Source organism: Algoriphagus sp. 4150 (assembly GCF_031457395.1).
In the GTDB taxonomy this organism is placed as follows: domain Bacteria; phylum Bacteroidota; class Bacteroidia; order Cytophagales; family Cyclobacteriaceae; genus Algoriphagus.
Genome location: NZ_JAVDWS010000006.1, coordinates 179433 through 202667, shown reverse-complemented (window position 1 = coordinate 202667; position 23235 = coordinate 179433). Strand labels below are relative to the sequence as shown.

Annotated in this window: 20 protein-coding genes; 13 read left to right on the top strand and 7 right to left on the bottom strand. The window is 42.2% G+C overall.

Features of this window, described 5'->3' with window-relative positions; all coding sequences use genetic code 11:
• Positions 1-60: 60 nt before the first annotated feature.
• Positions 61-1527 (top strand): glycine--tRNA ligase, encoded by a 1467-nt coding sequence (locus J2X69_RS11030; protein ID WP_310103029.1) that lies wholly within the window; start codon positions 61-63, stop codon positions 1525-1527.
• A 1212-nt stretch (positions 1528-2739) separates the two neighbouring features.
• Positions 2740-3807 (top strand): acyltransferase family protein, encoded by a 1068-nt coding sequence (locus tag J2X69_RS11025; protein ID WP_310103026.1) that lies wholly within the window; start codon positions 2740-2742, stop codon positions 3805-3807.
• A 242-nt stretch (positions 3808-4049) separates the two neighbouring features.
• On the opposite strand, the gene J2X69_RS11020 is transcribed toward J2X69_RS11025, so the two are convergent.
• Positions 4050-4388 (bottom strand): hypothetical protein, encoded by a 339-nt coding sequence (locus J2X69_RS11020; RefSeq protein ID WP_310103023.1) that lies wholly within the window; start codon positions 4386-4388, stop codon positions 4050-4052.
• A 103-nt stretch (positions 4389-4491) separates the two neighbouring features.
• Here J2X69_RS11020 and crtD point away from each other — a divergent pair, with 103 nt between their 5' ends.
• Positions 4492-5958, top strand: a complete 1467-nt coding sequence (crtD, locus tag J2X69_RS11015) for a 1-hydroxycarotenoid 3,4-desaturase CrtD (RefSeq protein ID WP_310103020.1) — start codon at positions 4492-4494, stop codon at positions 5956-5958.
• A 418-nt stretch (positions 5959-6376) separates the two neighbouring features.
• Here crtD and J2X69_RS11010 read toward each other — a convergent pair whose 3' ends face one another.
• Positions 6377-6883 carry a regulatory protein RecX gene (locus J2X69_RS11010; protein WP_310103017.1) on the bottom strand — a complete coding sequence of 169 codons (507 nt, stop codon included), beginning with the start codon at positions 6881-6883 and terminating at the stop codon, positions 6377-6379.
• A 72-nt stretch (positions 6884-6955) separates the two neighbouring features.
• Between J2X69_RS11010 and tpiA the strand changes: the two genes are divergently transcribed.
• From tpiA to J2X69_RS10985, 5 genes are all read left to right on the top strand, one after another.
• A complete protein-coding gene (gene tpiA, locus J2X69_RS11005) occupies positions 6956-7717 on the top strand; it encodes a triose-phosphate isomerase (RefSeq protein ID WP_310103013.1) in 762 nt (253 codons plus the stop codon).
• Between the two features lie 6 nt (positions 7718-7723).
• Positions 7724-8551: a 50S ribosomal protein L11 methyltransferase gene (gene prmA, locus J2X69_RS11000; RefSeq protein ID WP_310103010.1), complete on the top strand. Its 828-nt coding sequence runs from the start codon at positions 7724-7726 to the stop codon at positions 8549-8551.
• Between the two features lie 368 nt (positions 8552-8919).
• Positions 8920-10644 (top strand): single-stranded-DNA-specific exonuclease RecJ, encoded by a 1725-nt coding sequence (recJ, locus tag J2X69_RS10995; protein ID WP_310103007.1) that lies wholly within the window; start codon positions 8920-8922, stop codon positions 10642-10644.
• A 1-nt stretch (position 10645) separates the two neighbouring features.
• Positions 10646-11383, top strand: coding sequence for an LPS export ABC transporter ATP-binding protein (gene lptB, locus J2X69_RS10990; RefSeq protein ID WP_310103004.1), 738 nt, complete (start codon positions 10646-10648; stop codon positions 11381-11383).
• Positions 11383-12921 (top strand): GH3 auxin-responsive promoter family protein, encoded by a 1539-nt coding sequence (locus tag J2X69_RS10985; protein ID WP_310103001.1) that lies wholly within the window; start codon positions 11383-11385, stop codon positions 12919-12921. The genes lptB and J2X69_RS10985 overlap by 1 nt, the downstream gene beginning before the upstream one ends.
• A gap of 97 nt (positions 12922-13018) precedes the next feature.
• On the opposite strand, the gene ccsA (J2X69_RS10980) is transcribed toward J2X69_RS10985, so the two are convergent.
• Genes ccsA (J2X69_RS10980) through ccsA (J2X69_RS10965) form a run of 4 tightly spaced genes read right to left on the bottom strand, consistent with a single transcriptional unit; the run spans position 13019 to position 16916 of the window.
• Entirely contained in the window at positions 13019-15541 is a 2523-nt protein-coding gene (gene ccsA / locus J2X69_RS10980) for a cytochrome c biogenesis protein CcsA (RefSeq protein WP_310102998.1), read from the bottom strand.
• A gap of 26 nt (positions 15542-15567) precedes the next feature.
• The gene (locus tag J2X69_RS10975) at positions 15568-15984 is read right to left on the bottom strand and encodes a cytochrome c maturation protein CcmE (RefSeq protein WP_310102996.1); all 417 of its coding nucleotides are present in this window, start codon (positions 15982-15984) and stop codon (positions 15568-15570) included.
• A gap of 11 nt (positions 15985-15995) precedes the next feature.
• Entirely contained in the window at positions 15996-16238 is a 243-nt protein-coding gene (locus J2X69_RS10970; protein WP_310102993.1) for a CcmD family protein, read from the bottom strand.
• A gap of 3 nt (positions 16239-16241) precedes the next feature.
• Positions 16242-16916: a cytochrome c biogenesis protein CcsA gene (gene ccsA / locus J2X69_RS10965; protein WP_310102990.1), complete on the bottom strand. Its 675-nt coding sequence runs from the start codon at positions 16914-16916 to the stop codon at positions 16242-16244.
• Between the two features lie 315 nt (positions 16917-17231).
• Here ccsA (J2X69_RS10965) and J2X69_RS10960 point away from each other — a divergent pair, with 315 nt between their 5' ends.
• Positions 17232-18530, top strand: coding sequence for a serpin family protein (locus tag J2X69_RS10960; protein WP_310102987.1), 1299 nt, complete (start codon positions 17232-17234; stop codon positions 18528-18530).
• A 203-nt stretch (positions 18531-18733) separates the two neighbouring features.
• Here the strand turns inward: J2X69_RS10960 and J2X69_RS10955 are convergent, their stop codons facing one another.
• The gene (locus J2X69_RS10955; protein WP_310102984.1) at positions 18734-19399 is read right to left on the bottom strand and encodes a heme exporter protein CcmB; all 666 of its coding nucleotides are present in this window, start codon (positions 19397-19399) and stop codon (positions 18734-18736) included.
• 371 nt (positions 19400-19770) lie between these two features.
• Between J2X69_RS10955 and htpG the strand changes: the two genes are divergently transcribed.
• The 4 genes from htpG (at position 19771) to J2X69_RS10935 (ending at position 23220) form a co-directional block, all read left to right on the top strand.
• A complete protein-coding gene (gene htpG / locus J2X69_RS10950) occupies positions 19771-21657 on the top strand; it encodes a molecular chaperone HtpG (RefSeq protein ID WP_310102981.1) in 1887 nt (628 codons plus the stop codon).
• 119 nt (positions 21658-21776) lie between these two features.
• Positions 21777-22193, top strand: coding sequence for an Rrf2 family transcriptional regulator (locus J2X69_RS10945; protein ID WP_310102977.1), 417 nt, complete (start codon positions 21777-21779; stop codon positions 22191-22193).
• 75 nt (positions 22194-22268) lie between these two features.
• Positions 22269-22541, top strand: a complete 273-nt coding sequence (locus J2X69_RS10940) for a DUF2061 domain-containing protein (RefSeq protein ID WP_310102973.1) — start codon at positions 22269-22271, stop codon at positions 22539-22541.
• Entirely contained in the window at positions 22516-23220 is a 705-nt protein-coding gene (locus J2X69_RS10935; RefSeq protein ID WP_310102970.1) for a phosphoadenylyl-sulfate reductase, read from the top strand. Before J2X69_RS10940 ends, J2X69_RS10935 begins: the two co-directional genes overlap by 26 nt.
• The last annotated feature ends 15 nt before the right edge of the window (positions 23221-23235 follow it).

Sequence of the window (23235 nt, the reverse complement as noted above, 5' to 3'; positions counted from 1 at the left end):
TGAAATAGGAAGCCTTCATTTTTCTGCGGGGATTCATTCATTTTCCCTATTTTTGCGCCTATGGCAAAAACCGAAACTCCTGCGGAAAACACGCAATTGAAAGATATTATTTCCCATGCCAAAGAGTATGGATTTGTGTACCCTAGTTCTGAGATCTACGACGGCCTTCAGGCAGTGTATGATTACGGTGCATACGGTGTAGAATTGAAAAATAACTTGAAGCGCCTGTGGTGGGAAACCATGACCCGGGTAGAGGGGAATATTGTAGGGATCGATGCAGCGATTTTTATGCATCCTACTACCTGGAAAGCTTCCGGTCATGTGGATAGTTTCAATGATCCTATGATCGACAACAAGGATTCCAAGAAGCGTTACCGCGCAGATGTGCTGGTAGAAGAGCATGCGGCTGTATTCGAAAGAGCCGGCGATATATCCAAAGCGAATGAACTTACAGGTGCTTTAGCGAGATTGCTTGAAGCTGAGGACTTGGCAGGTGTGAGGGATTTGATTGTGAATGAAGGCATCAAATGTCCGATCAGCGGCACGACCAACTGGACAGAAGTACGTCAGTTCAATTTGATGTTTTCTACCCAAGTGGGCTCTGTGGCTGAGGATGCTACCACGATTTACCTGAGACCTGAGACAGCGCAGGGGATTTTTGTAAACTTCCTGAATGTGCAGAAAACTGCCAGAATGAAAGTTCCTTTCGGGATCGCCCAGATAGGTAAGGCTTTTAGAAATGAGATTGTTGCCCGTCAGTTTATCTTCCGTATGCGTGAATTTGAACAGATGGAAATGCAGTTCTTTGTACGTCCCGGTACCGAGCTGGAATGGTACCAAAAATGGGCAGAAACCAGAATGAAGTGGCATTTGGCACTGGGGACTCCTCCCGAAAAACTCAGAAAGCATGACCATGAGAAGCTGGCTCACTATGCCAACGCTGCGATGGATATCGAATTCGACTTTCCTTTCGGTTTCAAAGAAGTGGAAGGGATCCACTCCAGAACTGATTTTGATCTGAAATCACATCAGGAGTTCTCTCGAAAGAAGCAGCAGTATTTCGATCCGGAAGTGAATCAGAATTACATTCCTTATGTGATCGAGACTTCTATCGGAGCTGATCGCCTGTTTTTGTTGACGCTATGTAATGCGTATACAGAAGAGAAAACCGAGGAGAAAAGTAGAACTTTCCTTAAACTTCACCCTGCTATCGCACCTGTGAAAGCTGCGATTCTCCCAATCACGAAGAAGGATGGTTTGCCTGAAAAAGGCCAAGAGATCGTAGAGTTGTTGAAGTACGACTTCAATATCATCTACGAAGATGCTGCTTCGATAGGTAAGCGCTACGCACGTCAGGACCTGATCGGTACGCCATTCTGTATCGCAGTGGATCATCAGACGCTAGAGGACAACACGGTCACTATCCGTCACCGTGACACGACTGAGCAAGAGCGTGTGCCTATTTCCGAACTTCACGGTAGAATCGCTCAGGCTACTAGTTTTGGAAGAATTTTTGAGAAATTGTAAGAATCGGATATTCATAAACATAAAACAGAGGTTGTCTAAAGCAGCCTCTGTTTTTTATTTGGAGAGGTTCCTGATCAGAAGTCGCATAGGCAACCTCATCATTTCGGGGAGCTTAGTGCCGATTGGAAATTCTTCCGTAGAGCCTCAGGATTGAAAATCCCAAGCAATAGTGAGGTGTTTTTTTTATCAGGGAATTTTAATAATAACTTTTCCGTGCCAAATACAAGGTCAATCACTGTTCATTTGGTTACTTGTACCGTGCGTGCATGTTTTTACTCCATGGAAATTTTTGTCATTGAACTTAGTGCATTCATTAAATCCCGGAAGGCAGAATTAATAGAAAAAAGAAGAGGGATGTGTCTTGAGCAGTATACGTGATTTTTGTAGGCTGCGGAAAAGAATGCTGGAAACAGCTCTTTTGGGGTAAGTGAGTACAGATTGCAAGAACGTAGGGGTTAAGAATTCTGAGAATCAGAATAGGCCATGATGGCAGATCTGGAATATTCTGGGCAAAATTAAATTATAATTTATTGGATTACTCAGATTATAATTTTACAGAAACTAATAGGGAGAAATAAAATATCGATAATTTATCTTCCTTTCATTTTTAAATAATGTTTAACGTATTTTAATTTATAAAAAATGTATTTGAAATTTTTCTAATTTGGAATCAGTCTTTATATTTGGTGAAATACAGAGGGGTTTTGAGCTTCAATCTGGCTGATACAGAAGATGATTGCTCAAAAATGAGAGCAAATGGATTTTAGAAAAAAAGAAAATTTGATCATACAAAAGACTAAGACGGTAATTGTTAAAATGTGAATTTGGTGACTCTTATAGACACCTTAAAGGGGTGCTTAAGGAGTTATTGTTGTGCCTAGATTTGATTTTAGACTAAGAATTCAAATATATTGTTGATCTCCCTTAGGAGAGTACAGATGATTGATATTTTTAATGAAAAGTAACTGAAAATTTGGAGTTCCACTAGCAGAGAAGGAAGGAAACGCATCATGATAATATTAGAAAAGAGATGCTGTGTATCGATATCCTTAATGAATCAATATGAAGATTTTTGCGACAAATTTCAGCTGGCATATTTAAAATTTCAAGGATTTGGCTATACAGGATGAGGGAGATTTAAGTGTATCTTGAAAACTAAAATTATGGTGTTTTATAAATAAATCAAAATATATAAATAAAATTAGTGCTTTTATGGATACCTATCTTAGAAACAAGTTGCAAACAATTTCCTTTGTTTTAGTTGTGCTTGTTGTGTTTTGTCATGCCACTAATCTAACATATAACTTTGATTCGGAAACTGTCTTGATTAAAAAAGGGGTAAATTGGTTTTTACAAACCGCTATAAGTGATGGGGTAGGTAAGATTGCCTCTCCGTTGTTCTTTAGTATTTCTGGGTTTTTATTTTTCTACTCTATTCAAGATGGATCTATGAAGGAGTTTTTTCCTAAGTATATTAAAAGGTTTAACACGTTAGTTCTCCCGTATTTTCTTTGGTCACTATATGGTATACTGCTGTATTTTGCTTTGCAATCAAATTCTTTTTCTAAGCCTTTTTTTACCAATGGACTAATTTCTGATCTTACATTGATTCAAATTATTGATATTGTATTACTTAACCCTATTCCATATCATTTTTGGTATGTTAGAGATTTGGTGATGTTGATTATAATTTCGCCAATTTTATTTTGGTTAATCAATAGATTTGGATTATACGTATTGTTGGTTTTTCTGATTTTTTGGATATACGCCTTGAACTTTCAGATATTTACCAGCAGAGCTTTGTTGTATTTTTCATTGGGTGCATATTTCAGTATAAAGAACATTAATATGAACAATTTAAAGTTCAGGAACTCCTACTTTATCCCTGTGATGTGGCTGGCTTTAATTCTGTTAAAAACCACTTTGGGTTTTATGGATTTTGAAAATGAGTTTCTGATTGAATTGGTCAAACAGGCAAGTATAGTTGCGGGAATTATATCTGTATGGTGTTTGTATGATTATATATTTATTAATAGAGATGTTACGAAAACAAGATTATATCCTTTATTTCAATATAGCTTTTTTTTATTTGCATTTCATGAGCCCTTGTTGTCTATTGTGAAGAAATTATTAAATTTTCTTTTAGGGCAATCCGAGATAATTTCATTTATAATATATGTCACAGCTCCGTTAGTTACAATTTTCTTGAGTTTGTTAGTTGCAAGTTATATGAAAATATTTGTTTCAAGATTTTACCGTCTTATGACAGGAGGTAGGTAATGTCTATTTATTTGCTAGATATAAGAATGATAATATGCAATTTAAATTTATGAGTATCTGGACAGGAGATATGTGATTAGGTATTATACACTACTTTTGATATCTATTTCGAAATCATTCACCATACTTTTAAGCAGGTTGTAGAGGATTGTCTGTTGGGGTGGGTTTAGTACGGATGGAAATTCTACTATAAAATCTCTGGGTTTTGCAATCCCAAGGAGGAGCGCGCTGGAACGTAAATTTTACTTAACCCACAGCGCTCCATCTCTTTCATTTTGGAGAGTAGAGCTATCCACATGGCGAAAAACGAACTGACTGATGACTTCATCGGCTTTTGCCACAATAATTTTTGTGCCTCTGATTTTATAAGTGGTTCTGTATATGATATCCCCGCTTGGAAAAATATCGGCTACTCCTTCTTCCGACAGCGTGATAGAACTGCTACAGTTCATCATGGGATCATCACCTGGTACGCAACCTTCCGGAATATACGTATAGGTACCAAGAATTTCGGGTTCATCCAGTTTTTCACAGGAAAAGAAAATTAATCCTAGCAGAGAAAGTAGTAGTAAGTTTTTCATAAAAAAAGAGTTAAGTACATCCATAAGACGAGGTTAAGTCTAAACCTGCTACAGGAGGAATAACTTTTTATAAAAATGCTAGTTTAGTGGTCTATACAAGGTCATGAAAAAAAAGTCACTTATTATAGGCTCGGGTATTGCGGGCATCGCCGCGGCTATTCGATTGGCGATGAAAGGCTATGAGGTGGACGTATTCGAGGCAAACTCGTATCCGGGTGGAAAACTGAGTGAAATCACTTTGGGAGCATACCGATTTGATGCCGGCCCATCACTTTTTACACTTCCTGAGCAAGTGGATGAATTGTTTCGGCTGGCGGGAAGAAACCCTTGTGACTTTTTTGAATACGAGAAGCTGGATGTGACCTGCCGATATTTCTGGGAGGATGGTACAAGACTGAAAGCATATTCCGATCTCAATGGATTTGCTGAGGAAGTGCAAACTAAGCTGGGTGAGTCCGCTTCAGCAATCCGGGAAGCGCTCCGACAATCGGCTTTTATCTATGACAGCTTGGCTCCGCTATTTATGAACCGCTCACTTCATAAGCTGGATACTTGGACAAATCCTCATGCGCTAAAATCTTACCTGAGAATGGGAAAGCTGGGGATTTTCTCAACCATGAATGAAGCAAACCAAAGACAGTTTTCACACCCAAAAGTGGTTCAGCTGTTTAACCGCTATGCTACTTACAATGGCTCAAATCCTTTTGAGACACCGGCCACACTCAATATTATTCCTCATCTGGAATTTAATATCGGCGCTTATTTCCCCAAAAATGGAATGCATGACATCACGCTAAGTCTCTTCAGGTTGTCAAAAGAACTTGGGGTGACCTATCATTTCGGTCAGAGAGTAGCTCAAGTCCTCACTGAAAATGGAAATGTAAAAGGGATAAAAGTAAATGGTAAAGAAATCCATGCTGACCTAGTGGTGAACAACATGGATATGGTCAATTCCTATAAGACAATACTCAAGGATCTGAAGCAGCCTGGGTTTTTGCTCAATCAGCCCAAATCAAGCTCGGCTTTGATTTTTTATTGGGGTATCAGACGGCATTTTCCGGAATTGGATCTTCACAATATTTTCTTTTCGGATAATTATGCGTTGGAATTTGAACATATTTTCAAGCGGGGGACTATTTATGAAGATCCCACGATTTACCTCAACATTACCTCGACACATAAGCCTGACGATGCACCGGAAGGGTGTATGAACTGGTTTACCATGATCAATGTGCCCAATAACCAAGGGCAGGATTGGGATGATTTAATAGCAGTGGCTAAGAGGAATGTGATACATAAACTTAACCGCATTTTGAAGACTGATGTGGAATCACTGATCGAGGTGGAGGAGATCTTGGATCCCCGGACGATAGAGTTCAAAACCTCCAGTGCGCAGGGAGCGCTCTACGGCAATAGTTCGAATAACAAGTTTGCTGCTTTTCTGCGTCATGCAAACTATTCTTCCTCGATCAAAAACCTGTACTTCTGCGGCGGGTCTGTCCATCCGGGCGGCGGGATTCCACTTTGCCTGCTTTCTGCAAAGATTATGAGTGAAATGATTGAAGGGTAGTGGTCAGTTTTTTAGTGATCAGTATTCAGTCGCGGAAAGCCCAATAATCTTTGGTACAAGTCTTCTTCTCCTACGTCATTGCGAGGAGGCACAGCCAGTCCCGACTTTTGTCGGGAACGAAGCAATCTCACTTTGGTAAGCACAGAATCTTTTACAACAAGTGCAATGAGCGCTAAAACGGGATTGCTAATCTTTGGCGCAAGTCTCATGACTTGTGGCTTTTTCGCTGCAGTCTTCAGACTGCCATACATCGGGGCAGGCTGTTCCCCCGCAATGACGGAACCCAAAAGTCTTTCTAAAGGGATTGCTTCGTTCCTCGCAATGACGCCCCCGACGGATCTTGACTCTAGATTCTCTGTTCTTACATCTAGGCTCTCATGTCTTGATACCTTTCTCCAAAATTGATGACTGCGACTGATCACTGCGACTGCAAACTCTCCAAAGCTTCTTTCACCAGATCCATCTCAAAGCCCTTGTTTATCAGGTATTGGGTGACTTTGAACTTCTTTTTGTAGTCATCAGCTTCATGCGTGCTTTCCCACTTTTTCTCAGTTTGGGTCAAAAGAGTGTCGTAATATTCCTCCGGATCGATTTCTGAAAGTCCCTTTCGGATAAGTTCCTCGGGTAGTTCCCGCATTTTCAGCTCCATTCGGATGCGGTTTCTTCCCCATTTTTTCAGTCTGAATTTGCCTCTGGCAAAGGCTCTTGCATACCGCTCTTCATCCACAAATTCCTCTTCGATCAATTCAGCGACTAATTGCTCAGCGAGCTCATCTTTTATGCCTTTTTCGTAGAGTTTGCGACGAATTTCCCACGGGCAGCGATCCTGATAGGCGCAGAAGGTTGTGAGCTTTTCAAAAGCTTCCTCCCGGGACCAGGAGTTTTTTCCTGACTCATTTGGCTTATATTTTCCCCAACTGGACATTTTCCGTAATTTTAGACCAAATTATCCCTAGTTTCTTTTTTATCAAACCTTATTAAATTTTCAAAACACATTATGCGTAAGAAAATCGTAGCCGGCAACTGGAAAATGAACATGACTTTCGAAGAAGGTCAGACACTTACTTCCGAAATATTAAATATGATCAAGGACGAGCATTCTGGCGATGCTATCGCAGTGCTTAACCCTCCTTTTCCGCATATTTTCCCTGTTAAGAAACTTATAGGAGGAGCAAAAAGCGTGTTTATTGGAGCTCAGAATTGTTCTGACAAGGAAGCCGGAGCATTCACGGGAGAGGTTTCTGCCGAGATTCTTGCTTCTTTCGGCGTGCAATACGTGATCATCGGCCATAGTGAGCGCCGGGAATATTTCAAAGAAAGCAATGAAATGCTTGCCGCAAAAGTGAAGCTTGCTTTGGCCAATGGCGTGACTCCAATCTTCTGCTGTGGAGAATCTCTTGAGGTCCGAACCGCAGGAACACATGAGCCAAATGTGAAATTTCAGTTGACGGAAGGTCTTTTTGACTTAAGTCCTGAGGATTTTTCTAAGGTTGTGATTGCTTATGAGCCGATCTGGGCTATCGGAACAGGCAAAACTGCCAGTTCTGAGGAAGCTCAGGATATGCATGCTGCCTTGAGAAGACACATCGCTTCCAAGTATGGTAAAGACATCGCAGATAACACTTCAATCCTCTATGGAGGCAGCTGCAATCCAAAAAATGCACAGGAGCTTTTTGCCAAGCCGGATGTAGATGGCGGATTGATCGGTGGCGCATCACTGAAGTCTCGTGACTTCGTAGATATTATCAAATCATTCTAATAAAAAATGGATTACCTGGAGTTTAAAATCAAGTGCCTGGAGGAATTCCGGGAAATCCTTATTGCTGAATTATCCATGTTGGGCTTTGATTCCTTCCTCGAAACAGAGGAGGGAATCGATGCTTATACACTGGAATCAGATTTTGACCGTCAGGCCTTCGATGAGGTGATCGCCCAGTATCAAGAGAAGGCCGAGCTTATCTTGGAAGAAGGCGTTATGCCCAAGGTCAACTGGAACGAAGAGTGGGAGAAAAATTATGATCCCATTGTCGTGGACGAGCTGGTGTATGTCCGGGCCTCTTTTCACCCAAGCAGGCCTGAGTTTACCCATGAGATTGTGATCAATCCCAAAATGTCTTTTGGCACGGGGCATCATGCAACTACTTTCCAGATGCTTCGTCATCAGGGGGAAATCGACCACTTGGGCAAAAGAGTGTTGGATGTGGGCTCAGGGACGGGAATCCTCGCTGTGATGGCACATTTGCTCGGAGCCAGTGAGGTCAAGGCGTTTGATATTGATGACTGGTGTGTGGATAACGGCAACGAGAACTTTGACCTTAATGGATTGACTACCCGAATGGAATTGGGGACGATCCGTGAAGTGAACCCGCAGGGGGAGTTTGAAATCATCTTGGCCAATATCAATAAAAATGTCCTTTTGGATGAAATGGGTATTTATGCGGACTTGCTGAAGGCCAACGGACATTTGTTGCTTAGCGGCTTTTATACAGAAGATGTTGAAGATCTGAACAACTGTGCAAAGCCATTGGGATTAGAATTGATCTCTCAGCAGAGTAAGGATAATTGGGCTGCGCTGATTTTGCGGAAGGTTTGATAAGATATTAGACTTAAGACTCAAGACAAATAGAATTGAGAATCGGTACTTTACAACTTTAACACCTTACAACTCCAGTGACAGAATTGATTATTTACGCCGTCGTATTTGTATTATTGATAGGGCATTGTCTTTTTGCGGGGAAAATGTACCGTGCTGTTCATGAGGATACCGGACTGACACTAGCTGAGCGGAATGATTGGAAACTCAAGGCACTTATTTTTCCGGTTTATTTTTGGGGAAAATACAAGAGGGAAAAAGGCTAGCTTTTTTGCGTTGGAGTAAACTTTTAGGCTTCGATAGCCGATTATAGAACCAATACTTTTAATTTATAAATCACAATAATCTTAGTTTACTAAATTAGCTTCATGGAGTACCTCTGGAAACAAAAGCCCAAAACCTCACAATTGGCAATAGATCGCCTGAGCAAGGAGATCAATGTCAATCCAACATTGGCCAATATGCTGATTAATCGTGGGGTGGGGAGTTTTGAACAGGCAAAGAGCTACTTCCGGCCATCTTTGGTGCAGCTGCACGATCCTTTTCTGATGAAAGATATGGCTGAGGCTGTGGACAGAATCCAGGAGGCGATTGCAGGTGAAGAGAAGATTATGGTCTACGGAGACTATGATGTGGACGGCACCACTGCAGTGGCGCTGATGTACGGCTTCCTGAAGACTTTCTATCCGGATGTGGTTTTTTATATTCCTGACCGCTACAAGGAAGGCTACGGCATCTCTGAAAAGGGTGTCCGGTTTGCTGCGGAGAATAATATTAAGTTGATCATTGCACTGGATTGTGGAATTAAGGCAATCGAGAAGGTTGCTTTAGCCTCAGAGCTTGGAATAGATTTTATTATTTGTGATCACCACACGCCCGGGGATAAGCTGCCGGCTGCTGTGGCAGTATTGGATGCCAAGCGCAGTGATTGCAATTACCCTTACAAGGAACTTAGTGGTGCCGGTGTTGGCTTCAAGTTGATCCAGGCGATTGCGATGAAGCGGGGAATTGACAGTTCTCAATTGGATGCCTATTTGGATCTGGTAGCGGTAAGTATCGCGGCGGACATTGTCCCGATCACCGGTGAAAATAGAATCCTTGCTTATTATGGACTCGATAGGATAAATAATACACCCCGTCCGGGCTTGAAGGCTTTGATGCTGAGCAGCAATTTGGAAAAGGACATTGGGATCTCTGACGTGGTATTCAAAATTGGCCCGAGAATCAATGCTTCGGGAAGACTGGAACATGCCAAAGCATCCGTGGAGTTACTTATTTCTTCGGATTTGGAAGGTGCGATGGAGCGGGCCAAAGTGGTGGACGAAGTCAATGCCACCCGGAGGAATTTTGATGAGAACATCACCAAGGAAGCCTTTGAGATGATTGCTTCGCGAGAAGAACTGACCATGTGGAATTCCACGGTGCTTTTTAAAGAGGATTGGCACAAAGGTGTGATCGGGATCGTAGCCAGCCGCTGTATTGAGAAGTATTATAGGCCTACGATCATTTTGACGGAGTCAAATGGAAAAGCCACCGGAAGTGCGAGATCTGTAGTGGATTTTAATATTTATGAAGCCATAGAGGAATGTTCAGATCTGCTTGATCAGTTTGGAGGGCATATGTATGCGGCCGGATTGACACTTTCTGTGGAGAATGTTCCTGCTTTTCAGGAGAAATTTGAAGCGGTGGTAAAGAGTAGAATTGAAGAGGTTCACCGCAAGCCGGTGATAGAAGTGGATGATGAATTGCTATTAGATCAGATAAATTACAAGTTTTATAATATCTTGAAGCAAATGGCGCCCTTTGGCCCCGGAAATACTGAACCGATTTTCCGTATAGCCAATGTGTATGCCGAGGATGTGACCGTGCTTAAAGACAAGCATTTGAGATTTAAGATTGTCCAAGACGGCCAGGTGACTACACCTGTGTGTCTGGGATTTGGGATGGCAGATCGGGCAAAGGATCCTGATTTGACCACAGTGAATATGCTTCGTGGAAAAATGCGATTTGATATAGTCGCTGAAATGAGAGAAAATGTGTTTCGCGACAAGAGCAGTTTGCAACTCTACGTGAAAGACATCAAATTTGACTGATATGATTCTTCGTGCCGAACATTTAGTAAAAATCTATAAAGGTCGCCGGGTGGTGAATGACATCTCTGTGGAGGTAAGCCAAGGCGAGATTGTTGGACTCTTAGGACCGAATGGCGCCGGAAAAACCACTTCCTTTTATATGATAGTTGGATTGATCCAGCCAAATGAAGGAAAAATTTTTCTGGAAAATGAAAATATCACCAAGCTTCCCATGTACCGAAGAGCAAAGCTGGGAATCGGATATTTGGCGCAGGAAGCTTCAGTATTCAGAAAGCTTTCGGTAGAGGAAAACATCATGGCTGTACTGGAAATGACCAAAATGCCCAAGCAGGAGCGCAAAGAAAAAGTAGAGAGCTTACTCGAAGAATTCAGCTTGACCCACGTGCGCAAAAACTTGGGTATGGTACTTTCAGGAGGCGAGCGGAGGAGAACTGAAATTGCCCGGGCGCTGGCGGTTGATCCCAAGTTCGTGTTGTTGGATGAGCCTTTTGCAGGTGTTGATCCAATAGCGGTGGAGGAGATCCAGACCATAGTAGCAAAGCTCAAAACAAAAAATATCGGCATTCTGATCACTGATCACAATGTGAACGAAACACTTTCTATCACTGATAGGGCGTATTTAATGTTCGAAGGGAAGCTGCTGAAAGCCGGAACCGCAGAGGAGCTCGCTGCTGATGAACAAGTACGAAAAGTGTATTTGGGAAGTAATTTTGAGTTGAAACGTAAAGTTTTTAACTAATGGAGGTTCTTAATTCCTTTATGACCTGGATCTTTAAGAGCCGTCTGGGACTAATCGACAATTTCAAAAATAACCCAATTGCCGTTCAAGAGACTATTTTCAAAGAACTAATTGAAGCAGGTAAGAAAACTGACTTTGGGATTGAGCATGGCTTTGGGAAGATTCAAAACTATGCTGATTTTGCCGGCAGAGTTCCCATAAGAAATTATGATAAGTACAAGCCGTACATCGACAAGGCGATGGCAGGAAGTGGGAATGTTATCTGGAATACAGATATAGAATGGTTTGCAAAATCATCAGGAACTACCTCAAGTCGTAGTAAATACATCCCTGTGACACATGAGAGTTTAGAAGAATGTCATTACAAGGGCGGCAAGGATATGGTCGCGCTTTACATGTCCAATTATCCTGATTCTAGGCTCTTTGCAGGCAAAACACTCACGATAGGAGGTACGTTGGAAAATAATCCGCTCAACCCGCAAGGAACTGCCCGAGCTGGAGATATCTCGGCAGTGATCATGGAAAACTTGCCATTCTGGGCCTATTTCGTTCGCACCCCATCGAAAGAGACCGCCCTGATGGGAGAATGGGAAGCCAAGATCGAAAAAATGGCCAGGGAGACCATGGACGAAGATGTGACCTGCATGGCCGGAGTACCTACTTGGACTATTGTTCTTTTGCAAAAAGTCTTAGAATTGAAGGGAGCCAAGAATATTCTGGAAGTATGGCCTAATCTGGAGATTTTTTTCCATGGAGCAGTTGCTTTTGGACCCTACAGAAGTCTTTTCAAAGAACTTATTCCTTCGGACAAAATGCGGTATATGGAGACATACAATGCTTCTGAAGGATTCTTTGGAATACAGGATCAGAAAGATTCCGATGAGTTGTTGCTCCTGTTGGATTACGGGATTTTCTATGAATTTATTTCCATGGAAGAGTGGGAAAATGAAAATCCGGAAGTGATCCCCTTGTCTGAAGTGGAGGTGGGTAAAAATTATGCCTTGGTGATCAGTACTAACGGAGGGCTATGGCGATATAAAATCGGTGATACGGTTAAGTTCTCTTCTACCTCACCCTACAGATTCAGGATAACGGGCCGTACAAGACATTTTTTAAATGCATTTGGAGAAGAGGTGATCGTGGAAAATGCCGAGAGAGCAATTCAATTTGCTGCTGAGCGCACCCATGCAATGATCTCTAATTTCACTGCTGCTCCCGTATATTTTGACAGTTCCGGATCAAAGGGAGCCCATGAATGGATCATAGAGTTCCAAAGAGCCCCGTCAGATCCAAAGGAATTTGACCGGCTTTTGGATGAACATCTGAGAGAAATTAATTCGGATTACGATGCCAAGCGGCATAAGGGATTGGCTTTGGTAGAACCAATAATTCATCACGCACCCAATGGACTTTTCGAAAAGTGGATGCGTAATAGAGGTAAGCTGGGAGGACAGCATAAGGTGCCTAGACTTTCCAATTCCAGAGAGTATCTGGATGAGATACTGGGGATGGTTGAGAATTCTGAAGCTGGAGTATAGAATTCAAACTGCCCACGCCATGGAAAAACAAAGCCCTGCGATTGTGGTATCGCAGGGCTTTGTTTTACTTCAGACTTTATACTTATGATTTCTGCCTTTATACTTCCAGCCCTTTATCCCGCATCTTTTTAAACTCATCAAACCTTCTGTAAATCGCTACTGTGAATCCCGCGAGCATAATGATTGTTCCGATCCACAGGATGTTGATATAAGGCTTCACGATTGCTTTCATCACCACATAGTCTTTTTGGTATTGGTTTACCTTAAAGACAAACTTGTTCTGTTCGGGTAAGATATTTTCCAGCGTTATTTTTATGCCCAATTCAGTATCGATCACAGGTAGTTTGCCGACCTGATTATTTCGGATGATGAAGGTAGGCTGAAGCAATTTTTCCACATCGTAATCCAGGACCCGAAGATTTGCACGTACTGCCACATCACCTTCTTGAAGCACGTAGCCATCAAGTTCGTTCAGCACATCCGCACCGTCAAAATAGGTGACATAGTCTGCTGCGTGGAATTGCTCACCCGGTGCTACTTCGTAGATTTCATCTTCTTTCCAATCAGGATCCTCAGGATCATTCATGGCTGCTACGTAGGTGTAGAGATCCTTGTCGATGAAAATCCTGGAAGCAGGCGATGAAATCAATCCCCCCATGCCTTCATTGAATTGAGACATCGGGCTTAGTGAGAATTTCAACACTTCATTTTGGTAATATTCGATCTGGAAGTAATCGTTCTCTTCCAGTACTATGTCTACTTTGTCTCCCTTTTGGAAGTGATCCTTATAGTCTTCCAATGCAATGGCTTCATTTACTTTTTCTGTAGGTTTCAGAATCTTGGAAGGAACATATTCGGAAATGCCTTTGACCTTTTTCTGACGGCCCCGGTAGATCACGGTGTAATCTTTCATCTGAGTCGGCTTATTGATCCAAAGCAGCACATGCTCTTTGTTCAGCTCATCTTCCCAGCTGTTTTTGTAAGTGAGCCCGGACATATTGATAGAAATAGTATCAGAGTATCCGGAGCTGAACATGATTCCGATCAGGATCATACCCAGACCGATATGTGCCAAAGAACCGCCTGCCAGTTTGAAGGAAGATTTCTTCAGGATTTTAGACAAAATCACCGAATTGGCAGTGATCGTGAATGTGCCTGCCAGGATCACAATGATGTATTGCCAAACAAAGACTTTTGCTAAAACTATAATCGCAGCAGATAATAAAACCGAAATAATATAAGGGGTCAAGAGCGCATCTTTAAGAGCCTTCTTGTCCATTTTTTGCCACCAGAAAAATTGCCCGACAGCGGTAAGCATAGCCAAAGCTACTGCAAACCAAAGTTGGAATTTGGTGTAAAATCCAACTTGATCTGCCGGAGGAGCCATGTTGGAGATCCCTCCAAAGCTTTCCACCAGTGAATTCCAGGCAGGGATAGAAGTAGGTAGGATCACCTGAAAAGCCATCAAAGCCAATGTAGTGGCACCAATGAACACCCAGAACTCTCGGGAATAAACCGAAGCTTCTTTCGTTGAAGTCGGAATGTGTTTCCATTCTTTCACGCAGAGCACCACGGCAATCACAAGGAAGAAAAGCATGTAGATCAGCAGCTGGCCTGATAGACCCAGATCTGTGAATGAGTGCACTGACGCATCTCCCAATACACCTGATCTTACCAAGAAGGTAGCATAGAGCACCAGAATAAAGGTCATAATAACCAATACAATGGAAGTCTTCAGTGCTGTGGCACTTTTCTTATAAGTGATCATGGTGTGTATGGACGCGACTAAGATCAGCCACGGGACATACACGGCATTTTCCACCGGATCCCAGTTCCAATAGCCTCCAAAGTTCAGAGTAACATATGCCCAATACGCACCCATGATAATTCCCATCCCCAGAATCATGGCTGAGAAAATAGCCCAAGGCAAAGCCGGACGAATCCATTCTGAGTATTTTTTGGTGACCAATCCACCCATCAAGAAAGCAAAGGGAACCAGGGTAGAGGCATATCCCAAGAACAGAGTAGGCGGGTGAATTACCATCCATATGTTTTGCAGAAGGGGATTCAGTCCCGTGCCATCTTCCGGTACAAAATCAGGATTCATCTTGAAAATCGGTGCCTGCGTGGCATCTCTCAATAGAATAAATGGAGAACTGCCGATTTTCAAATCGCCGATTACCACGCCCAAAATCATAGAAACCAAGAAGGCCTGAACCAGTGCAAAAACCACCATCACCGGAGCCTCCCAGAACTTATTGGTGAAAATCAGGATGGTTCCCAGTGCTACATTCCAGAAGATCCAAAGGATAAACGCACCCTCCTGACCTTCCCAGAAGCTGGATACCATGTAGTGAACAGGAAGTGCCTTGGAGCTGTGGGAATAGGCGTAAAAGTACTCGAAACGGTGATTATAGATGATTTCAAAAAGTGAAATGGCAATCATCACGGCGGAAATGCCGTGAATGGCGAAGCTGATTCTACTGAATCTCTTCCAGCTGGCTTTTTCCAGCTCGTTTGCCCGATAATATTGGATGTAAGCGTATGCGGTGGTCAGAGCACTGACGAAGGCCACTATGGTCATGAAGTGGCCAAGATTACCGATAAAGGTATTGATCATGGATTTTTTATTCTAACTGCCTCGACTCACATTCCTGCTGACTGCACTTCAGTTTCTTGGTATTTTGAAGGACATTTCATCAGGATTTTATCGGCAATAAATATTTCATCATTCTTGTAAGAACCGATTACCACCACAGATTCTGAGCGGGTGAAATCTGCAGGTACCGGCTCATTGTAAAAAACTTCCTGCTCCACGCCTTCATTGTCCACAAGCATAAATGTAAAGGAAACCTTGTCCTCCCGCACGTTTAAGCCGGTCACCTCGCCACTCGCATCCTTTTTCAGCTGGCCTACTACGTGGATTGCTTTGTCCTCACCCTTATGCTTCATTTCTTTGGCAGTGGTAAAACTTTCGTAGCTACTCGCGTCTCCGATAGAAGTCATAATGATTACTATTGCTATCGCAATAATTCCTAATCCTAAAAGATGTCCTTTTTTCATTTGTATGAAGTTTAGGAGTGAAGATTTTTTTCAAGTTTGCTGATCTTACGATCGGTGCTGACCAGATACACAGTGATGCCTGCGAATATGAGCACGATTACTCCTACCAAGACATAAATTTTGCCGTTTGATCTCATGGTGTCCGCCATCTCCACTGAGCTATTTGTATAGTCAGCATCAGTGACAGCGATTTTCTCCTGAGCCAAAGCGGACAGGCTGAAAACCAAAAGAGCTATTGTAAGTAATTTTTTCATTAATCAGGAATTAATCATTCGGTCTTCAATTGTCCTCTCCACCCTACGCATTCTGACGCGTACGGTTGCGATCCAGCTACCTAAAAGTGTCCATCCAATAATTGCCGGATAGAACACTGCCCTCAGTTTGGAATCCAAGTCGTAGGCATTAAAGCCCGGATTTCCGCCATTTCCCGGGTGTAAACTGTCTGTTAATCTTGGTAATACAAAGATAAGAGGGATAAAGGCAGCAAATGCGAAAATATTGTAGATCGCTCCGATTCTTGCTCTTTGCTGGGAATCAGTAAGTGAGTTTCGTAGAATTAAATAAGCAAAATACATCAAGATCCCGATGGCTGCAGCATTTTGCTTGGGATCACCACTCCAGTAATCCCCCCAAGTAAACTTAGCCCAGAGCATGCCGGTGACAATACCCAAAACACCGAATAGTATAGCAGAGTTGGTAAACTCGATTGCCATATCATCATTTCTGATGTCGTTGGTTCGAAGGTACTTTATACTGTAGTACACAGCTGTTACCAGCATTAGAATCATTCCAAACCACATGGTCACGTGAAAGTGAAGGGCACGGATGGTTTCGTTGAGGATCGGAAGGCGTGGCGCTTCCATCAGCAAGCCTGCGATTAGCGTGTACAGCAGCAGGGCAATTGCAAGAATTTTCCACCAGGATTGGCGCATAGGGTAGTTTTGCTAATTCAAGCGCAAAAATAAGGCATAAGTTCCTGAAAACGCTGCTTTTTGTAAGTTCTTTTAACCACAGAGGTCACGGAGATTTAGCACGGAGTTCACAGAGTAAGGGATATTTGAATTTATTATGTGATTGCGATATAAATCCATTTCAGGTTAACGTCTTCATCTGTTCCAGAGCTTTTTTTGAGAAGAACGCACAGCCATATCAATAAAAATTAACTGATGTAAAATATTGTTCTTAAAACGCCTCTCCAAATTGTAGCAATTTACAGATAGCCAACGTCTTGATCGAAATAGATAGCTATGAAAATATCCTTTATCAAACCCTGCAATTATCCAAAAACTGCTGCGAGTATATGTCTTCTTTCCGCAGTTATCTTCTGTTTTAGCTGTATTTCCGGTGAGGATAATTCCCCTTCGGGAAAAGTAGAAGCAAATTTGAGGGAGTTGTCTCTAGATGAAAACAGACTCTCTGAATCAAATACCCGGTTTGCGACAAACCTTTTTCAACAACTAGCCTCCAATGGTGATTCGAAAAATATATTCTTCAGCCCATATTCGGTTCATCAGGCATTGGCTATGGCGATGAATGGCAATGATGGAGAGGTTTTAGAAGAATTTATCCAAGTTTTGCAAATGGAGGGCATGAACTTGGAAGAAGCAAATCAGGCGGTCAAGGACCTTACTTCATTCTTACTTGACGTAGATCCTAAAGTAAAATTGAGTATAGCCAATGGTATTTGGTATAAAGAGGACTATCAGGTAAGAATCCCTTTCAAGGATGCTGCCCGGCAATATTTCAATGCTGAAATAGCTCCGTTTAATGTGTACGACCCAAATTCTGTGGATATCATTAATCACTGGATAGAAAAACAGACCAATAACCTCATCAAAGATATGCTGGACTTTATTCCGGAAGATGCTGTGATGTATTTGGTCAATGCAATTTACTTCAAAGGTGACTGGACCTATAATTTCCCAAAAGAAAATACCCGCAAAGAAAAATTCACGCTCCGCAATGGTCAAGAAATCATGACAGATATGATGAATTTGGGTGAGCCGGCGGGATTCAAAGCTTATGGTACAGCAGACTATACTTATTTGGAAATACCCTACAGTTCAGAACAATATTCGATGGGGGTTCTGGTCAATGAAAGCGGTAATCTTTCACAACTATACCCTCACTTTACCTTGGAGAATTTGGATGAATGGAGAAGTAATTCCAGAGATGTGAATTTGATTTTGAAAATGCCAAAATTTAAGATTGAATATAGAATTGACAACCTCGCAGATGACTTACAAGCCATGGGCTTGGTCAGACCATTTATTTTTCATCAAGACAACTTCACTCAATTATTCTCCAACCCAACTAATTATTTGAAAATCAGTAGGGTAATCCACCAAGCGCTTATAGAAGTAGATGAAAAGGGTACAGAAGCTGCCGCGGCAACTATTGTTGAAGTGGTTGAAAAAACCAGTTTGCCTCCCAATTCGACGCCAACAATCTTCACCTTGGACAGACCTTTTATCTTCTTTATCCAAGAGAAACACAGTGGAGCTATATTGTTTATGGGAAAATTGGAGAATCCTCTGGAAAGTTAAGCAATTACACAATGATCGGAACCTCGATCCTTTTGCGACTCATTTGGGATTGAGGTCTGTTTTCTGATTTATCACTGAGTGGAAATCAATCTATACTTTCATTGGAATTGGCTTTGGGTGTCATGTTCAGAATCTTTAATTTTCAATTTCGAATTCCGAATGATGAATTTCGAACCCGCCTCCCGGAGGGCAGGTAATGAAGACTACGATCTCCACAAATAAGGAAACAGAATATATCCGGTCACGGAGACAATTGCATTGATTGCCAGAAGTGTCAATAGCTTATCCACGCTTACACTCCAATCCAGCCCGTCTAAGGCGTTTTTGGAAATTCGAATCGCCATCAATAGTATCGGGATGATGACAGGGAAGCTTAAAATCGCCATCAGGGTGGCATTATTTCCTGCTTTGGAAGCGATGCCGCTGACCATGGTCAAGCTGGCAGAAAAACCCATGGCTCCGAGAACCAGATTGAGTAGGAACAAGCCTTGGTCTTGGACAGGATTGCCAAGAATCACAGAAAAGACCACATAGCCCAATAGTGCTAAAATCAGCGTAAGACCGGTATTATAAATGATTTTTGACAATATAATTGCCTCGGGAGAAGCAATCATGTAATAATAAAGTTGGCGGCCCTGATGCTCTTGGACAAAGCTTTTGGCCACAGCATTCACAGCAGAGAAAAGAATAATAATCCAGTACAATGCATTCCAAGTGGGAGGGGAAATATTACCCTGCTTTGCTCCTACACTCAAATAGGTGATAAAAACGGCAGAAACCACATAAAGCAAAATCCCATTCAGCGCGAATTTCTGTCGCCATTCCAGCGTAATTTCTTTGCTAATGAGAACAGAGATTTCTTTCCACATGCCCAAAGATAATAGGATTGTAAAAACTTGTCCGCCGTGGTGGATTGGGAGATTGAAAAATCCAGGTAATCACGAAAACTGATGCGTGGTCACCCTGAGCGGAGTCGAAGGGTCCTCGACTTCGCTCGGACTGACACCAATTATAAGGAATTCAAGCATTCATCATTAGAAAAGTTGAATGGTGTCTAGGTGGGAAAGTTGTAAAGTCTGGAAACTATTTTTAAGTACATGGTTAATTTGGGATAAAATCTGAAATCGTAAATCCAACATCCGAAATCGAAACTGCCAAAATGGCACCTAAACTGCTTTGGAACAACAGTTGCAATTCTGAGCCCGACAAACCACGTGTTTAACTAAACTAATTTATAGCCATGCAGGAAAAAGGCACGATCTCGATCCATACCGAGAACATTTTCCCGATTATCAAGAAGTTTCTCTATTCTGATAACGAGATTTTTCTAAGAGAACTTGTTTCCAACGCTGTCGATGCGACTCAAAAAATCAAGCGTTTAGCGACATTAGGTCAGTACACAGGCGAATTGGGTGACACCACTGTCGAAGTGAGTTTCGACGAGAAAAAGAAAACCATCACCATCTCTGATCGAGGACTTGGCATGACTGCTGAGGAGATCAAAAAGTACATCAATCAGGTTGCTTTCTCAGGAGCTGAAGAGTTTGTGGAGAAATTCAAGGATGCCAAAGATGCCAATGAGATCATCGGTAAGTTTGGTTTGGGTTTCTACTCAGCATTTATGGTTGCCGATACGGTGGAGATCAATACACTTTCTTACCAAGAGGGTGCTGAGTCAGCCAAATGGACTTGTGACGGTTCTACTTCTTTTGAAATTTCCAAAGGAACACGAACAGAGCGTGGAACCGATATTATTCTATATATCAACAAGGATTCTGAAGAATTCTTGGACAAATGGAAGCTTCAGGGAATTCTTGACAAATACGCAAAATTCCTTCCTGTCCCAATCAAATTTGGCACTAAAACCGAATCTGTAGAAGATGGAGTGGATGACAAAGGCGAGAAGAAATGGAAGTCTGTGGAAGTGGATAACTTCATTAATACTACCGCTCCTATTTGGACGAAATCTCCAAGCGATCTAACTGATGAGGATTACCTGAAATTCTACAAGGAGCTCTATCCTATGTCCGAGGATCCGCTTTTCTGGATTCATCTGAATGTGGATTATCCATTCAACTTGACGGGGGTTTTGTATTTCCCGAAAGTGAAAAACGAATTCGAACTTCAACGCAACAAAATCAAACTATTCAGCCGTCAGGTATTTATTACCGACGAGGTGAAAGATATTGTTCCTGAGTTCTTGATGCTGCTTCATGGGGTGATTGACTCTCCGGACATTCCTCTGAACGTATCCAGAAGCTTCTTACAGGCAGATGGTAATGTGAAGAAAATCAATTCTTACATCACCAAGAAAGTGGCGGATAAGCTAGCGGATCTTTATAAAAAAGACAGAAAAGCTTACGAAGATAAGTGGGATGATATCGGACTTTTCGTGAAATACGGAATGATCTCTGAGGAGAAATTCTATGAAAAAGGAAAAGACTTTGCTTTGCTGAAAAACACCAAAGGAGAGTTCTTCACCATCGAAGAATATCAGTCTAAAGTGAAGTCTAATCAAACCGATAAGAATGAGCAGACGGTCATCTTGTATGCAACAGATTTGGATAAGCAAGATAGTTTTATCCAGTCTGCCAATAAGAAAGATTACGATGTGTTGGTGATGGATTCGCCGATTGACAGCCATTTTATCCAAAATTTGGAATCCAAACTGGAAAAAACTCAACTGAAGCGGGTAGATGCTGATGTAGCTGAGAAGCTGATCCAAAAGGATGAGTCTTATGCCAACTTGCTGACAGAAGATCAGAGTAAGGAAGTGAAGGAAATCTTCGACAAGGCGATCAACAACAAGACTTACACAGTAGAAGTTGAAGGTTTGAGCCCAGAGGAACTTCCGGTGACGATCACCATGGAGGAATTCATGCGTAGAATGAAGGAAATGGCAGCTACCGGTGGCGGAGGAATGGGCTTCTACGGCTCACTTCCCGATGCATATAAAGTAGCGATCAACGGAAATCACCCGGTAGTGGATAAAGTCTTGAAAGCAGAAACCGAAGAAGAAAAGACCAAACTTGCCAAGCAGGCATTTGATCTTGCGCTTCTTTCCCAAGGCTTGCTAACAGGCAAGGATTTGACTGCCTTTGTAAAGAGAAGTGTGGAATTGCTGTAAATAGCACTCATTCATTGCAAATATTAAAATGGGTATGGTAACATGCCCATTTTTTTTGCCAAATCCATTAAAGCCTAGTACCCTACTAGGGTATTCGCGTAAAAAGCTTATTTTTGTTCATGCTTTCTAAAAAGACCAAATATGCCTTACATGCCCTTACTTACTTGGGCAGGCATAAAGACGAGAAGACGGTACTAATCCAGGAGATCGCCGAAGAGCATGGGATTTCACATAAATTTTTGGAAAATATCTTATTGGAGCTGAAAAAAGCCGGAATGCTGGGGAGCAAAAAGGGAAAAGGTGGAGGATACTACCTAATCAAGGAACCTAAAGATATTCCCCTTTCCAGAGTAATAAGACTGTTGGATGGGCCGATAGCCTTACTTCCATGTGTGAGTTTGAATTACTATGAACCCTGCGAGGAATGCAAAAATGAGGCTGTCTGCGGGATAAATAGAGTGATGATCCAAGTGAGAGATGAGACACTTAAGATACTGGAAAACAAAACCTTAGAAGATATTTTAAAGGAAGAATAAAATTTTTTCGCCATAAACCCTATATATTTTATAGGGTTTATATACTTTTGTGCTTTACTCTCGTAATAACCTAGTATGATTTTAGACCAACCTCTCAAAAAGCTCTTTGCCGGCAAGCCGGGGAAAGATAGCAATGCCAAAAGCTTGCTTAAGTCGATCTCATGGAGAATAGTCGGCACGATAGATACGGTCATTATCTCGTACTTCGTTACCGGGCATTTTGTGATGGCGATTTCAATTGGTTCGGTGGAAGTCTTCTCGAAAATCATCCTCTATTACATCCACGAGCGTGCATGGGAAAGTGTATCAAAAGTAGAATCCAATGACACAGATAAAGAATTTGCATGAGTTAGAGACTCAGTTGGAGCAACTGAGTGCACAAGAAGGGCTGGCGTTGATTGCGGATTTATTTCCGGGGAAAGTCACTTTCTCCACTTCCCTTGGGCAGGAGGATCAGGTGATCACACAGCTGATTGCCGCAGGGAATACGCCTGTCAAGATCTTTTCTTTGGACACGGGACGTCTTTTTCCTGAGACGTTGGATCTGCTCTCCAGAACAGAAGCCAAATACAAGCAACGTATCAAGGTATATTATCCTACTACCGATTCTGTAGAAAAGCTGGTTTCCGACATTGGAATCAACGGATTTTATGAATCGGTGGAAAATAGAAAATCCTGCTGCTTTGTACGCAAAGTGGAGCCCCTTAAAAGAGCGTTGGCAGGAAATGAGGTATGGATCACCGGTCTTCGTGCTGAGCAGTCTGCCAATCGTAGCGACATGAAACGCATAGAGTGGGACGAAGCCAATCAGATCATAAAGTATAATCCTTTGCTGGACTGGACCTTTGAGCAGATGATCGCATACATTGATGAGAAGAATATTCCGTATAACCCGCTTCATGACAAAGGTTTTGTGAGCATTGGTTGCGCCCCTTGTACAAGAGCCATCATGCAGGGAGAAGATGCCCGCGCAGGCCGCTGGTGGTGGGAAGATTCCAAAAAAGAGTGTGGATTGCATGCTAAATAAGACGGGAGACCGAAG